This is a genomic window from Aeromicrobium sp. MLTX1, from assembly GCF_046452335.1.
Classification (GTDB): domain Bacteria; phylum Actinomycetota; class Actinomycetes; order Propionibacteriales; family Nocardioidaceae; genus Aeromicrobium.
Genome location: NZ_JBKFDN010000002.1, coordinates 889,619 through 904,826, shown reverse-complemented (window position 1 = coordinate 904,826; position 15,208 = coordinate 889,619). Strand labels below are relative to the sequence as shown.

Sequence of the window (15,208 nt, the reverse complement as noted above, 5' to 3'; positions counted from 1 at the left end):
GCACGAAAGGCATTCATGGACACCTCCGCATTCTTCGACCGCGCCCCCACGCTCTTCCCCGGCGATCCGCAGGACACCGATCCGATCGATCCGTACTGGGACCAGGTCAAGGCCGACGTCACCGGCTTCACCTCCTCCAACGAGCTGGCGATGCTCAACCTCGCGGCATCCCTGATGCCCGCCGACGAGGCCTATCTCGAGGTCGGCACCTTCAAGGGCCGGTCGATGTGCGGCACCGTTCGCGACAACGCCGACAAGGTCTTCTACGCCATGGAGAACTTCCTGGAGTTCGGCATGGCCGGCCAGGAGGCCCGCGAGGAGCTGATGGCCAACCTCGCGAAGTACGGCGAGGGCGCCGACGTCCGCCTCCTCGAGGGCGACTGCTTCCAGCTGATGGCCGTTCCGCACATCATCGACCGCCCGGTCGGCGTCTACTTCTACGACGGCGAGCACACGCTGCTGGCGCACTATCTCGCGCTGGCGGTCGTGGAGCCGCTGCTCGCCGACGAGGCGCTCGTGCTGATCGACGACGCCACGTGGCCCGTCGTGCAGCGCGCCCACCGCCTCTTCCTCGACCGCCACCCCGGTTGGACGATCGACGCCACGTGGGACGCGAAGTCCGACGACGACCCGCGCTGGGCCAACGGCCTGCACGCACTGACGTTCCGCCGCACGGCCCCGTCGGTGCTGAAGGGCCGCGACGAGTGGCTGCGTCGCTACCAGGTGCACGTGCAGAACCGGCTCAACCGGCTCGCGTGGAAGGCCGCGACGAAGTTCCCGGGCATCATGAAGCTGGGCGCCCGCATCGTCATGGGCCGGTCGCGCGCGATCGAGCAGAAGCAGGACTGACGACCGCCGCTCCGCCGTCTCGTCAGCGCGTGCCGAGACGGCGCGAGCGCACGAGCGCGGCGGCCACGATGGAGGCGGCCCCGGCGGCGCAGACGCCGACCAGCTCGTACGGGGTGTCGTGGAACCACAGCACCACCAGCACGCACTGCACGCCCAGGACGAGCCACGTGAACCGGCCGAGCCAGGGGCTGTCCAGGCCCATCTCGGCGAACAGCGACACCTGCACGAGCGCCCACAGCACGCCGAGCGCCACGCAGGCGACCGCGAGGCCGCCGAACTCCGCGTACTCGGCGCCCCCGGCGAGCTCGACCCAGAACGAGGGGGCGACCGCGATCACGGCGACGCCGGCCACGCCGAGCGCGAGGATCAGCAGCAGCGACCGGCGGAACGAGCGGGCGGCCCCCGGGCCCTGCATCCGCGGGACCAGCAGCAGCGCCACGAACTGGGTGCCCCAGCCCATCGCCCGGCCGAAGGTCGCCGCGAGGGCGTAGCCGCCCGACTCGTGGTCGTCGAGGTAGGCGCGGGCCAGCGTGACGTCGACGTTCGTCAGCGCGATGAACGCGCCGAGCGACATCGTGGCGCGGATCAGCTCGGTGCCGAGGCTCTGGTCCTCGGCGAGCGTGAGGTCGTCGCGGCACAGCCACGCCCCGAGCACGGCCACGCCGGCCGCCACGAGCAGGAGGAGGGCGAAGACCTGGGCCACCGAGAGGCCGAGCGCCGCGCCGCCGGCTCCGGCGGCGAGCCGCCCTCCGGCGGTGGCGACGTAGATCGCCGAGAGCGCCGCCAGCCGGTCGCGACCGAGCAGGATGCCCTGGAACGCGCCGGTGAGGGTCATCGGGACCAGCGTCAGGCCGAGCCAGACGGCCGACCACGCCGTGTCGAGCCGGAAGGCGTCGGCCAGCAGGGGAGAGGCGAGGATCGTGGCTCCCGCCAGCGCCGTGCCGACCGTCACGGCGGTGCGCAGACCCTGCGAGTCCGACGACGCGCCGGCCACGTGACGGGCCACGATCACTTGGAGCGCGCCCGCGGGGACCGCGAGCACGATGCCGTAGGCGGAGAGCGCGGAGAAGCCGCCGAAGTCCGCCGGACCGAGCGCGCGCGACAGGATGAGAACGAAGACGTAGCTCAGCAGATTGGCGACGGCCATCGTGACGCCGAGTGCCGCCCCGGCGCCCGGACGCGTGCGAGACGAGGGGGACGGACGGGGCATGGCGACCTCAGGCTACCGGGCTTCGTGACTCGCCGGTAACAGATGTGTGACGCGGGCTATATTGGACGACGCTGTGCCCGCGGCCGACCGGCCGGACCTCGAGGGAGTTCTCTGTGCGCCTGTTCACCCACTACCGCTTCGTGGTGGGCTCGGCGATCGTCGCTCTGGCGCTGGTCATCGGCCTCAACGGCTGGGGCACCTTCTACACGGACATCAAGCCCGAGATCTACATCCGCCCGTGGGCGATGCTCGGCCAGTACATGTCGTCGTGGACCGCGTCGCCGTACCTGGGCTCGCCGAACTTCAACGTGGGTCTCGCGCCGGTGCTGCTCGTGCTCTCCGCGCTGCGGGGGATCGGCCTGTCGCCCGAGCTGGCGTTCAAGGTCTTCCACTTCGTGCTGTGGCTCGTCGCCGCGTGGGGCGCGGCGCGCCTGACGCGGGTCGTCGCTCCGCGGGTCGGGCGCTGGGGTGGCCTGCTGGCGGCCGTGCTGTTCCTCGCGAACCCCTACACGATCAGCGCCGGCGCCACGCTGGCCATCGCGCTCCCGATGGCGCTGCTGCCGTGGCAGCTGCTGTGTCTCATCCACGGCCTGCGCCGTCCGGCCAGCTGGGCCTGGCCGGCGCTGTTCGGCCTCACCTTCTTCGCGATGAGCGGCATGAACGTCGCCGTCGTCCCGCTGCTGCAGCTGCTCGCGGTGATCCCGGTCGTCCTCGCGATCCGCGCGAGCGAGGGACTGCGCTGGCTCGAGGCGCTGCGCGTGCTCGCGAAGTCCGCGCTGTTCGTGGTCGTGCTGTCGCTCTACTGGCTGGTGCCGGCGTTCGCCGCGCTGACCACGGGCGCCCAGATCGTCGAGGGCTCCGAGTCGCTCACCGGCATCGCCAAGGTCTCGTCGCTGACCGAGGTGCTGCGCGGGCTCGGCCTCTGGCCGCTGTACGGCTCCAGCTCGGCCGGGCCCTGGGTCCCCGAGCACGCGGTCTACGTCGTGAGTCCGCTCATCATGGTGCTGACGGCCCTGTGGCCGGCCCTCGGCCTCACGGCGCTGGCCTGGGCACGGACCCGCGCCCGGGTCTTCGTCACGGTGGCCGTGTTCGGCGCCGCGGTCGTCATGGTCGGCGTGTTCCCCACCGAGGACGGTCCCGCGTCTCCCTTCGGCCTCCTGCTGGCCCAGCTGCTCGAGATCCCGGCGCTCTCGGCCTTCCGCACGACCAACAAGATCGGCGCGGTGCTCGTCGTCGCGATGACGATCGGGCTGGTGATGGCGGTCGTCCACCTCGCGCCGCGCGTCTGGCGCTTCCACCCCGCGCGCACCGTGGTGGTCGTCGTCACCGCCAGCGTGTTCGCCGCCTGGTGCCTGCCGGCGCTGTCGGGCCGCCTCTACATCTCGCCGATCGACGTCCCGGACTACTGGCACGAGGCCGCCGCCTCGGTGGACGAGAGCACCCGGCCGGGCTCGGTGCTCGTGCTGCCCGGCCAGGTCCGCCCGTTCTACCGGTGGACCGAGGAGCGTCCCGACGACATCGTCAACGCCCTCATCGACCGGCGCGCCGTGCTTCCCGAGACCACGCCCAACGCCTCGCCGCCCGGCGTGAACTTCCTCGCCGCGCTCGACGGCTCGCTGCAGTCCGGCACGTCCACCGGGGCCGTCGTCTCCACGATGGCGCGCTACCTCGGCGCCGGGCAGGTGCTGCTGCGCAACGACGTGGTGTGGGAGAACACCGGCGGCGCGCGCCCGTCCGAGATGAACCAGCTGGTCGCGGGCGACCCCGGCCTCTTCGGTCGCGAGAACATCGGCGTGCCCGGGCAGAACACGCTCTCGCCCGCCGAGGAGGACCCCTTCTTCCACGGCGAGCACCTGCTGCCGCCCGTCCAGATCTACGACGTCGGCGGAGCGCGCGACCCGCTGCGCGCCGTGCCGCTCGACGGCCAGGTGATCGTGGCGGGCGACGGCTTCTCGTTCCCCGCGATGGCCGACGCCGGCCTGCTCGACGACTCGCCGCTGGTGCGGTACGCCCAGGACCTGTCCACCGACGACTTCAGCACGGCGCTCGACACGGTCGGCCGGATGGTGCTGACCGACACCAACGCGCGCCGCAGCGTGATCGCCAACCGGCTCACCGTCGGCCAGGGCCCGCTGCTGCGCGAGGACCAGGACCCCGGCGCCACCCGCACGCTCGGGACCAATCCCGACGACCAGACGGTGCGCGTCGACTCCGTCGTCGAGGTCACCACGTCGCGCTCGGGCGGCACGTTCTTCGACCTGCCCTACGGCACGGGCGACTTCGCCGTCGACGGCGACCTCACCACGGGCTGGCGCTTCGGCGACTTCGGCACCGCGGCGGGCCAGCGTCTCGTCGCGAAGTTCGACGAGCCCGTCACGCTCGACGAGGTCCCCGTGGCGCAGCTGCCCATCGGCGACGTGCAGATCGACGAGGTCACGGTGTCGGCCGGCGGCCGGAGCGACACGATCACCCTCCCCGAGAGCGGTCTGGCCACCGCGCGGCTCGGCGGCGTCGAGACCGACGAGGTCACGCTCACGATCGACTCCACCCGCGGCGAGGGCTTCAACTTCGTGGGCATCGCCGAGATCGGCCTGGGCCAGCTGGCCCACGTCGCCGGCCGCACCCCGCTCACGCTCTCGAGCACGTACGACGAGCTCGACGCCGACGACCGCCTGCGCTTCGCGCGCACGCCGCTCGACGTCCTGCTGACCCGCGTGCAGAACACGCCCTCGATCAACGACGACTCCGAGCGTGCCCTGAACCGCGTCGTCACGCTGCCCGACCGCCGCGCCTTCGAGACGAAGGCCGACGTCCGCGTGAACGGCCCGGTCGAGGTCATGTACGACCGGGTCGAGGGTCGCGGCAAGGAGGTCGAGGCGGAGTCGAGCGGCTACTACTTCGACAACCCCGCCTACCGGGCCTCGCGCGCCGCCGACGGCGACGCCGACACCGGCTGGGTGCCGGGCGGCAACACCCGCGGCGCCTGGTGGGAGATCCGTGGCGACGAGCGCCGGATCGACCGCGTCGTCATCGACCAGGAGCCCGCCCGGATCCTCGACGACCAGACGCGTCACCGCGCCTCGCGCGTGACCGTCAGCGTCGACGGCCGGGACGTCGCCGAGTCCGAGATCGGCCTGGGGGAGACCACGATCGAGCTCGACGAGCCCGTCCGCGGCTCCGCCGTGCGGGTGACGATCGACGGCATCGCCGGCGATCCGACGGGCGTTCCGCCCACGTTCCGCTCGATCGACACGGGGCTGCAGATGCCCGACGCCGACGAGGACGAGCAGCAGTGCCTGCCCGTCGCCCTCGCCGACGGCACCGGCCTGCTCATGCGACCGCAGACCAGCCTGCTGGCGCGCAAGGACCAGCAGGGCACGCCGTGGGTGGGCTGCGGGACCACGCGTCTCGAGGCCGGCGAGCACACGATCGACGCGAACCCCGCGTTCATCCTCGACTCGCTGCAGCTGAGCGACACCCGCGAGTCGCTCGAGCGCTTCGGCTCGCCGATCATCTCCGAGACCACCCGCGACGGCGACGCGCACCAGACACTCGACGTCGAGGTCGCCGACGGCCCCTACGCCGTCGTCACGGGCCAGAGCTACAACCCCGACTGGCGGGCCACCGCCGACGGCAAGGACCTGGGCGCCCCGGTCACGCTCGACGGCTTCTCCACGGGCTGGATCGTCGAGGACGGCGCCGCCGCCACGATCGACATCCGCTACACGCCGCAGACCTGGGCGAACATCGCGCTCGGTGCCAGTGGCGTCGGCCTGCTCGCGGCGCTCGCGCTGATCGTCGGCGCCCTCGTGCGCCGCCGCCTGTTCGCGCTGCCCGACGGACCGGCCGGGCCCACCTCGCTGCGGCCGCGCTGGGCCTCGACGCCCGTGCTCGCGGTGACCGGCGTGGTCGGCGCCGGACTCCTGCTCGGCTGGGGCGGCCTGGCGGGCGCCCTCGTCGCCGTCGTGCTGACCTGGCTGCGCCCCGTCGACCCGCGCCGGCTCGTATACCTCGGGTCGGGGCTGGTGTTCGCCTCGATCCTGGCGCTGCTGGTCGTGCAGGCCCGGCGCGACGGGATCGGGGAGCTCTCGGCCGACGTGATCGCGGCCAGCCTCGTGCCGCACCACCTCGCGGGCGCGGGCCTCGTGCTGGCCGTCGCCGGCAGCCTGATCCTGCTCCTGCGGAGGGACGACGATGACTGAGCCCCTGGTGTCGGTGATCGTGCCGACGCGGAACAACGCCCGCACGATCGAGCGCTGCCTGGCCTCGGTGCGCGCACAGGACCACCCGCACGTCGAGCTCATCGTCGTGGACAACCACAGCACCGACGGCACCGACGACGTCGCGCGGGGGATCGCCGACGTCGTCATCACCGCCGGTCCCGAGCGCAGCGCCCAGCGCAACCGCGGCATCCGCGCCGCCGAGGGTGTCTGGATCCTGTGGCTCGACAGCGACATGTACCTGCCGGTCGACGCCGTCAGCGCCGCCGTGCGCACCGCCGCCGCCACGGACGCCACGGGCGTGGCGCTGCCCGAGCGCACGATCGGCGACGGCTTCTGGACGGCCTGCCGGGCGCTCGAGCGCGAGTGCTACCTCGACGCGCCGTGGCTGCACAACCCGCGCCTGCTGCGTCGGGCCGACATGCTCGCGGACGGGTTCCACGAGTCGATGTCGGGTCCCGAGGACGCCGACCTGCGCTTCCGCATCCGCGACGCCGGCGGCACCGTCGAGCTCGCGCCCGTCGTGGTCGACCACGACGAGGGCAGGCTGACCCTTCGGGAGATCTGGCAGAAGCGCTACTACTACGGGCTCAGCCTCCCGGCGCTCGTCGACCGTCACGACCGAGCGATGGCCGACCAGGGCTCCGGCGTGCTGCGCGCCTACGCCCAGAGCTGGCGCCGGCTCGCGCGCCGCCCCGTCCACGCGATCGGCATGGCCGGCATGCGCGTGATGGAGGCCGCGGGCTACCTGTGGGGCGCCCGTGCGGGTCGCCGCCGGGCGCGGGTGTGAGGATCGACGGGTGACGCGCGAACTGTTGTGGGTGTCCCTGCCCGACCAGCGGCCGCGTCGCGAGCTGTTCTACATGTCCCTCATGGGCGACACGCACGTCACCGCCCTGGCGCGCGACGAGCCGGTGGGCGACCTCACCTGGGTGCCCAGCACCTACCGCCGGCCGATCAAGCGCTTCATCGAGGCCGGGGCGCTCGCGTGGGTCAACGAGCTCCGCGACCAGGACCCCGCGGACTTCGACTGGGTCGCCTCGCTCGAGCTGTGCTCGCTCGTCACCGGTCAGGCGTCGCGCTGGCGCCGGCGTGGTACCGGACGGCGTCCGCTCCAGGCCGTCGTGACGTGGGAGAACCTCGCGCGCCAGCCGCTCTACCGCGTGCCGCCCTATCGCCAGGCCCTCGAGTCGTGCCGCAGCGCCGAGCTGCTGCTGTGCATGGTCGACGCGGCGCGCGACCACCTGCTGGAGAACCGCTTCGACGACGCGGTCATCCGCGTCGTGAAGCCCGGCGTGGACACCGAGATCTTCACCCCGGCCCCCGAGGTCGTCGACCGCCCGCGCGTGGCGTTCGTCAGCCCGCTGGCCGAGAACAAGGGGATCGACCGCATCCTCGAGGCGATGCGTCTCGTGCGTCGCGAGATCCCCGAGGCCGAGCTCGTCGTCGCGGGCCGCGGGCCGCTCGAGGGGCTCGTGCGTGCCGCGGCCGACGACCCGGACGGCGGGGTCACGCTGGTGGGCGGCCTCGACGCCGCGGGCGTGGGCGACCTGCTGCGCAGCGCCGCCGTCTTCACGACCGCGCCGCGGCCCACGTGGAAGTGGGAGGAGCAGTTCGGCCTCGCCTACGTCGAGGCCCAGGCCTGCGGCCTGCCGGTCGTCACCACCCGCTGCGGCAGCAACCACGAGGCGATCGCGCCGGGGAACGACCTGCTCGACGTTGAGGGACCCGATCAGGTCGAGGCCCTGGCGGCCTCGCTCGTCGGCTGGCTGTCCGACGCCGAGCGTCGCCGCCGTCAGGGCGAGGCCAACCGTGCGTGGGTCGTCGAGCACCACGACTTGCTCACGCAGTGCCGGCGCATGGGCGAGGCGTTCGCCGAGATGGAACGCCTCCACGGGGCGCGCTGATGAGACGCGCGACCACGCCCACCGCCGTCGGCGGCCTCGTCGGCCTGCTGGCCGCACTCGTGATCCTCGGCCCGACGCTGGCACCGGGCTTCCAGCTGGGCTACGACATGGTGTTCGTGCCCGACCTGGGCTTCGGGGAGCGCACCCTCGGCGTCGACGGAGCGGTGCCGCGTGCCGTGCCGAACGACCTCGTCGTGGCGGTCCTGTCCACCGTCCTGCCCGGCTGGCTGGTCCAGAAGCTGCTGCTCGTCACGGTGTTCGTGGTGGCCGGCGCCGGTGCGGGAGCGCTGCTGCCCGGCCGGCGGGCCGCGGTCGCCGGCGCGCTCGTCGCCTGCTGGAACCCGTGGGTCGCCGAGCGGCTCGCGATCGGCCACTGGGGCTACCTGCTCGGCTACGCCGCGCTGTTCTGGGTCGTCCGCACCGCGGGCCGCGTCCGCCGGGGCGAGTCCGCCGTGGGATCGCTCGGCGTGGTGATGGCGCTGGCCGGACTCTCCGGCTCCACCGGCGCCGTCCTCGCGGTCGTCATGGCCACGGCCGTGCTGCTGGCGGGCTCGCGCTGGTCGCGGGCGTGGCGCGCCTGGGGCTGGGCCATGCTCGTCTCGGTCCTGGTCGCCGCATCGTGGTGGTTCCCGTTTCTGCGCTCCGACGCCTCCTCGTCGGCGGACTCCGCGGGCGTCGAGGCCTTCGCGGCCCGCGGCGACACGCCCTGGGGCATGGTCGGCTCGGTGCTGACCGGCGGGGGCATCTGGAACGAGGCCAGCTGGTTCGCCGAGCGGCAGAGCCTGCTGCTGTCCGGCGTCGCACTGGTCGGAGTCCTCGCAGCGGTCGTGATCGCCTGGTCCGACGCGCGGGTCCGGTCGCGGCCCGAGTACCTCGGTGCCGCCGTCGCCGGGCTCCTCGGCGTGGTCGCGGGCATCGCGGCCGGTCTGCCCGGTGGCCGCGAGCTCGTGTCCTTCCTCGTCCTCCAGGTCCCCGGGGGCGGACTCGTGCGCGACGGGCAGAAGTTCGCCGCGCTCTGGATGGTCGCGGTGTCGCTGGCGGTGGGCCTGTGCGCCGCCCGCCTCGCCGCCACGGCGTCCCGGCGCGGCGCCGGGCGCTGGATCGCCGGGGGACTGGCCACCGCCACCGGCCTCGTCACCGTCGTGACGCTGCCCGGGCTCGCCGGGGGTGCGGGCGGCCGCTGGGGCTCGGTCGACTACCCGGTGGACTTCACGTTCGTCGCCGAGCGGCTGGAGCGGGCCGAGCCCGGCGCCGTCGCGGTGCTGCCGTGGACCCAGTACCGCCGGTACGACTGGAACGACGACCGGGTCCTGCTCGACCCGTGGCCGCGCCTGCTCGAGCGCGACGTCCGGGTCAACGACGCGCTGCCGCTGCGTGACGGGGTCGTGGCGGGGGAGGACCCCCGAGCGGCCGACGTCACGCGCGCCCTGGGCGCACCCGGCGGCGACGTCCTGGCGGCACTGCGCGCCGTCGGCGTGCGCCACGTGCTGATCCAGCCCGACCAGCCCGGACCCACCCTCACCGCGCTGCAGCTGGCCGACGCCGACCTGCGGGTGCGCACCGAGTCCCTCGAGTGGTGGGACCTCGGCGACGACGGGCTCGCCACCGTTGCCGCGGCCGAGCCGATCGACCACCTCGGTCTCGCGCTGGGCGGCCTCGGTCTGGCCCTCGCCGCGGGAGGGGCCGTCGGCGCCGTCGTCCGGAGGCCGCGCGAGCACTCCTGAGGCGCCGGATCACGCGTGTGTCGTCTGCGGGACAAGCCGCCGGTGGGCTGCTAGGGTTACCGATAAGTATTCCTCGACTACGGAAAACAGGGGCACATGAGCGAGAACGCGGTCTGGACCATCGGCGGCAGCGCTGCCGGGATCATCCTTGGAATTCTCGCGGTCCTCGGCATCGTCGCGAGCCAGACCGCCGTCAAGCAGGATCAGACGCACTCGTCCGTCATCGCGTACGACGAGTCCTGATCGAACCGGGGTGACACACCCCACCATCGACGAACCCTCCGCGACGCCCGACGTCGCGCAACGGGTCAGAATCGCCGCCAGCACCTTGCTGGTGGCGATTCTTCCGTGGGTCGTCGCGCCCGGGCGCACGCAGCCCGACACCAAGCTCGATCTCACGGTCGCCCCGTGGGACTACCTCGCGCGAGCCCTGTACGCCTGGAACTCCCACGCGGGCCTCGGCGAGCTGCAGAACCAGGCCTACGGCTACCTCTTCCCGTTGGGGCCGTTCATGGGCCTGGCCGACGCGATCGGCCTCCCCGGCTGGGCCGCGCAGCGCCTGTGGTGGAGCCTGATCCTCGTCGTCGGCTTCACCGGCACCTATCTCGTCGCCCGCCGCCTCCTGCGGCTGCGCCCCGACCTCGCCCTGCTCGCCGGCGCCCTCTACGCCATCGCCCCGCGTGTGGTCACGGTGCTGCCCGAGATCTCGGTCGAGGCCTGGCCGGGTGCCGTGGCGCCCTGGCTCGTGCTGAGCGCCTGGACGATGGTCCGGCCCTCCACCGACCGAGCCAGTCTGGTCCGGGCCGCCTCGATCACGGGACTGCTCACCTTCTCTCTCGGCGGCGTCAACGCCACGGCGTCCGCCGTCGTGCTGCTGCTCCCGCTCCTGGTGCTGCTCACCGCACCGCGCGCCGCGCGGCGTGGGCGCGCCGTCCTCGCCTGGTCCGCGGGCGTGCTCGTCGGCGCCGCGTGGTGGGTCGTGCCGCTCCTCGTGCTCGGTCGCTACGGCTACCCGTTCCTGGACTACATCGAGACCGCCCGGATCACCACGGCCGTGACCTCGGTGCCCAACGTGCTGCGCGGCGCCGACCACTGGATCGCCTACATCCTCGACGCGGAGTCCCACCCCGTGTGGCAGTCCGGCTGGGTGCAGGCGCAGGGTCTCGTCGCGATCGTCGCGGGCATGCTCGTGGCTGGCGCCGGGGTCGCCGGACTCGTCGTCCTCGGTCGCGACCGCGAGCGCCGCGACGTCTCGCGCTTCCTCGTCGGCTCGGCCCTGCTGGGCACGGTGCTGATGGCGGTGGGGCACGCCGGGATCGTCGGCTCGCCGGTGGCCGAGCTCGTCCGCGACTTCCTCGACGGGCCGGGCGCGGCACTGCGCAACGTGCACAAGGCCGACCCGCTGGTCCGGCTGCCGCTCGCCCTCGGCGCGGCGGCCCTGGTCGCGCACGGCCTCGGTCGCGCGCGACGGATGCCCAGGACGGCCACCGTGGTCGTGCTCGTGGCGGCCCTGCTGTCGCCCATGGCGTGGTGGTCGGGTCGCGGCGGGGACGCCAACAGCTACGACGAGATTCCCGCGACGTGGCGCGAGGCCGCGGCCGACCTCGACGCGCTGCACGCGCAGGACGGCGGCTCCACGCTCGTGCTGCCGGCTGCGCGCACGGCGGAGTTCACGTGGGGCAAGACCTCGGACGAGCCGCTCGTCGCGCTGGCCGAGTCGCCGATCGTCACGCGGCCCGCCGCGCCGCTCGGACATCCCGGCGCGACCCGGCTGCTCGACCGGATCGACGCGGCAGCAGCGTCGGGCGTGGCGCAGCCCGGACTCGCCGACCTGCTGGAGCGGATGGGGGTGGCGCGTGTCGTCGTCCGGCACGGGGTGCTGCCGCTCGTGCAGGCGCTGCCGGCCGACCGGGTCGAGCGCACGCTGGACCGCTCCCCGGGATTCGCCGAGCACCGGCGCTTCGGCGACCTCTCGGTGTGGACGGTCGGCTCCGGTCCCACGCCGCTCGTCGAGTCGATGCCCGCGGACGGCGAGGTCGTCGTCGCCGGTGGCCCCGAGGCGCTCCACGACCTCACCGCGATCGGCCTGTCCCCGTGGGCGTGGACCTCGGTCTCGCCGGCGGCCGAGGACGCCGACGTGGTGACCGACTCGCCGCGCTGGCGACAGTTCAACAGTGGTCGCCCGGCCCAGCTCGCCTTCGGCCCCACGCTCGACGTCGATGACGACGGCCCCGTCCCGATCGGGGCGCGCGACCTCCCGCCCGCCGGCGACCGCACCACCCAGCCCGTGCGTGAGTGGATCGGCCTGTCCTCGGTCGAGGCGTCCAGCTCGGGTGCGGATCCGTTCGCCGCCGCCTGGTCGGGCACGGACTCCGGACCCGCGGCCGCGCTGGACGGCGATCCCCGGACGGCCTGGCTCACCGACGAGGTCACCGACGGTCGACTCGTGCTCACGCTCGACGATCCGGCACCGCTGGGCACGGTCACGGTCGAGCCCGCCGAGACCACACCCGCGACCGAGCGGGTCACCCTGCGCGCGGTCCGTGCGGACGGCAGCTCCCGCGCCGAGACCGTCGACGCCACCTCGGACTGGACCGCGGACTTCGGCACCGAGGAGTTCACGCGCCTCGCGGTCGTCCTGCCCGAGGCGCCGCGACCCGTCGTGCGGGGCGTCGCCGAGGTCGCCAGCTCCGAGCAGGAGTGGGGCTCGCGCCTGCTCCTGCCGGGCGAGGTCGATCCGCAGCGCACCGGCGTCCTGCTGAGCCCGCTCGAGGAGGACGCCGCGGCGCCGCGCTGGGCCTTCCGGTCCACCGCCGAGGCGCGCGTGCCGGTCGAGGTCACGGCGCGCGCCCGCCCGGGGGCCGAGCTGGAGTCGCTCCTCGACGCCCCGGCCACGTTCGACTCCGAGGACCGTGCCCACCCCGACGAGATCGCCTCGCGGCCCGGCGCCGCGTTCGATCGCGACCCGACCACGTCCTGGCAGGTCCCCGACGGTCGCGATGCCGCCACCGTCGAGGTCACGCTGCCCGAGGACACGACGTTCGGACGGATCACCACGGACGGGGCGGGCATCGACTCGATCCGCGCCACGGTCGGCGGCCGGGTGACCGTGCTCCCCGCGACCGGTGGCGTCGTCGAGGGCTCGGGCGACCGGGTGACCCTCACCGTCGTCCGCATGCCGGGGGAGGGCGACTGGACCGTGCCCGACCTGGACTTCGAGGCGATCGACGAGCCCGGACCCGTCCGCGTGCCGTGCTCGACGGTCTCGGTCGGGGACTCGACGGTGCGCGTCGGCGGCGAGATCGCCCGCTCACGCCTGGTGAGCGGCGACCCGTTCACCCTGCCGGTGTGCGGTGACGACGAGGCCTCCGTCGGCCGCGGCGTCGTCGAGGTCCGTCCCGAGCTGCCGCCGGCGCTGCAGCTCGAGCGGATCGTGCTGGGCACGGTCGACTCGGCGGCGGGAGTCGGCCGCTCGGTGCAGTCACGGGAGGAGAGCCCAGGACGCATCGTCGCCTCGCTGAGCGGGGGAGACGACGCCGTCATCGCCCTGACGCAGGGCGCGAACGCGGGCTGGCGGGCCACCACGGCCGACGGTGACGAGCTCGAGTCCGTCACGATCGACGGCTGGCGGCAGGGCTTCCGCGTCCCCGCGGCGGTCTCCGGCGAGGTGGTGATCGACTTCGCTCCGTCCACCGCGCACCGCTGGGGTCTGGCCACCGCGCCCGTGGCGCTCCTGCTCCTGATCGGCGCACTCGTCGCGACGCGTCGCCGACGTCTGCCAGACGACACCTGGCCCGCGCCCGCGGACGAGCCCGACCGCCGGCTGGGCTGGGCGGTGTCGGGAGCCGTCGGCCTGCTCTGCGGTGGACCCGCAGGCCTGGCGCTCGTGGTGGTGGCCTGGCTGCTGCCGCGCCGGCTGGTCGTGCCGGCCGCCATCGTCATGATGGGGCTCGGTGCCGTGGCCATGGCCGCGCTCGGCGTCGTCGACCGGACCTCGGCCGGCACCGTGCTGGGTCAGCTGACGGGGCTGCTCACGCTCGCGCTGCTCGGTCGCGGGCTGTTCGACCCCGGGCCAGCGTCAGGACCGGACGCTCGACGAGCAGCCACGACAGCGACGCCAGCGCCACGCTGAAGCCGACCACCGCGTAGAGCACCCACCAGAAGCCGGTGGCGAAGAGCGTGGCGCCGGTGACCTCGAACAGCACCTGGAGCACGACGAGGTGCCACAGGAACACGCCGTAGGAGATGTCGCCGAGCCAGCGGGTGACGCCCCAGCGCGCGACCGCGCCGGCAGGGGTCCCGGGACGCGGCTCCTGCACGCACGCCGCCAGCAGCAGGAGTGCGAACAGCGCGTACAGCGCTTCCTTGACCACGGCCTGGCCGACGGTCGGCGCCGTGAGGTCGCGCGGGCCCGCGATCGGCGAGGAGGCCAGCACGTAGGTGACGACCGCCAGCAGCACGAGCGTGGGCCGCGAGCTCCAGACGGCGAGCAGCCCGGGTCGGGTGGCCAGCGGGCCGACGCCGCGGCGGTGGCCCTCGGCCAGCAGTGCCACGACCGTGCCCGCCCCGAACCACGCCAGGTGGCCCAGGACGCTGGTCGCCAGCACCCCGGCGCCACCGTCGGACCCCGCGTGCGTCCACGCGGCGGCCACGGCCTGCGCGACGAGGCCGACCGCGCCGACCGCCAGCGTGAGCCCGACGAGCGCGCCGACGCCGCGCGAGCCGCGCCGCCAGAGCCCGCGGGTGAGCACGGCCCCGAGCAGCGGCACGAGGACGTAGAACGTCACCTCGGTCGTCAGGCTCCAGGTCTGCGTGAAGGACTGGTAGTAGTCGCCGGTGTATCCCTGCAGCACCAGCAGGTGCGCGGCGACCTTCTCGGCGCCACCGCTGCCGGATCCGGTGACCCACACGGCCGCGGCGAGCACGCCGGCGAGCGCCAGCCAGTAGGCCGGCAGGATGCGCGCGGCGCGGCGCACGGCATACCTCCCCAGTGAGCCCGGCTCGCTCGCGACGCCGTCCAGGCCGCGCGCGATGGCGGGCCGCAGCAGCAGGAACGCGGAGATCGCGAAGAACACCGCCACGCCCGCGTCGCCCCGCGCGACGAGCCCTCCGACGAGGTCGATGTTGGCCGCCCCGGTCCAGAACGCGACGTGCGAGACCAGCACGAGACCCGCCGCGACGGCACGCAGCCCGTCGACGAAACGCAGGTGACCCATGGGCCCTCCGGGATGGTCGTACATCAGGTAGGTTGACGTCGCACTGCGCCCGGCAGTGCGACGCGTCACGTCTGGAGGCTAG

General features: G+C 73.9%; 9 protein-coding genes. 7 read left to right on the top strand and 2 right to left on the bottom strand.

The window, feature by feature from the left end; all coding sequences use genetic code 11:
* Positions 1-15 precede the first annotated feature (15 nt).
* Positions 16-849, top strand: a complete 834-nt coding sequence (locus ACK99Q_RS14815; RefSeq protein WP_410186872.1) for a class I SAM-dependent methyltransferase — start codon at positions 16-18, stop codon at positions 847-849.
* A 22-nt stretch (positions 850-871) separates the two neighbouring features.
* On the opposite strand, the gene ACK99Q_RS14810 is transcribed toward ACK99Q_RS14815, so the two are convergent.
* On the bottom strand, positions 872-2,059 hold the full coding sequence (locus tag ACK99Q_RS14810; protein WP_410186871.1) for a lipopolysaccharide biosynthesis protein: 1,188 nt from the start codon (positions 2,057-2,059) through the stop codon (positions 872-874).
* A 113-nt stretch (positions 2,060-2,172) separates the two neighbouring features.
* Here ACK99Q_RS14810 and ACK99Q_RS14805 point away from each other — a divergent pair, with 113 nt between their 5' ends.
* The 6 genes from ACK99Q_RS14805 to ACK99Q_RS14780 all read left to right on the top strand — a co-directional run bounded on the left by ACK99Q_RS14805 (position 2,173) and on the right by ACK99Q_RS14780 (position 14,042).
* Positions 2,173-6,261, top strand: a complete 4,089-nt coding sequence (locus ACK99Q_RS14805) for an alpha-(1->3)-arabinofuranosyltransferase family protein (protein WP_410186870.1) — start codon at positions 2,173-2,175, stop codon at positions 6,259-6,261.
* Entirely contained in the window at positions 6,254-7,069 is an 816-nt protein-coding gene (locus ACK99Q_RS14800; protein ID WP_410186869.1) for a glycosyltransferase family 2 protein, read from the top strand. The genes ACK99Q_RS14805 and ACK99Q_RS14800 overlap by 8 nt, the downstream gene beginning before the upstream one ends.
* Positions 7,070-7,079: 10 nt before the next feature.
* Positions 7,080-8,186: a glycosyltransferase family 4 protein gene (locus tag ACK99Q_RS14795; protein WP_410186868.1), complete on the top strand. Its 1,107-nt coding sequence runs from the start codon at positions 7,080-7,082 to the stop codon at positions 8,184-8,186.
* Complete coding sequence (locus ACK99Q_RS14790; RefSeq protein ID WP_410186867.1) at positions 8,186-9,910, top strand: hypothetical protein; 1,725 nt, start codon at positions 8,186-8,188, stop codon at positions 9,908-9,910. The genes ACK99Q_RS14795 and ACK99Q_RS14790 overlap by 1 nt, the downstream gene beginning before the upstream one ends.
* A gap of 96 nt (positions 9,911-10,006) precedes the next feature.
* Entirely contained in the window at positions 10,007-10,153 is a 147-nt protein-coding gene (locus ACK99Q_RS14785) for a hypothetical protein (protein ID WP_153302813.1), read from the top strand.
* Between the two features lie 91 nt (positions 10,154-10,244).
* Complete coding sequence (locus ACK99Q_RS14780) at positions 10,245-14,042, top strand: alpha-(1->3)-arabinofuranosyltransferase family protein (protein ID WP_410186866.1); 3,798 nt, start codon at positions 10,245-10,247, stop codon at positions 14,040-14,042.
* Here ACK99Q_RS14780 and ACK99Q_RS14775 read toward each other — a convergent pair.
* On the bottom strand, positions 13,942-15,195 hold the full coding sequence (locus ACK99Q_RS14775) for an acyltransferase family protein (protein ID WP_410186865.1): 1,254 nt from the start codon (positions 15,193-15,195) through the stop codon (positions 13,942-13,944). The two genes, ACK99Q_RS14780 and ACK99Q_RS14775, sit on opposite strands and share 101 nt — an antisense overlap.
* Positions 15,196-15,208: the final 13 nt, after the last annotated feature.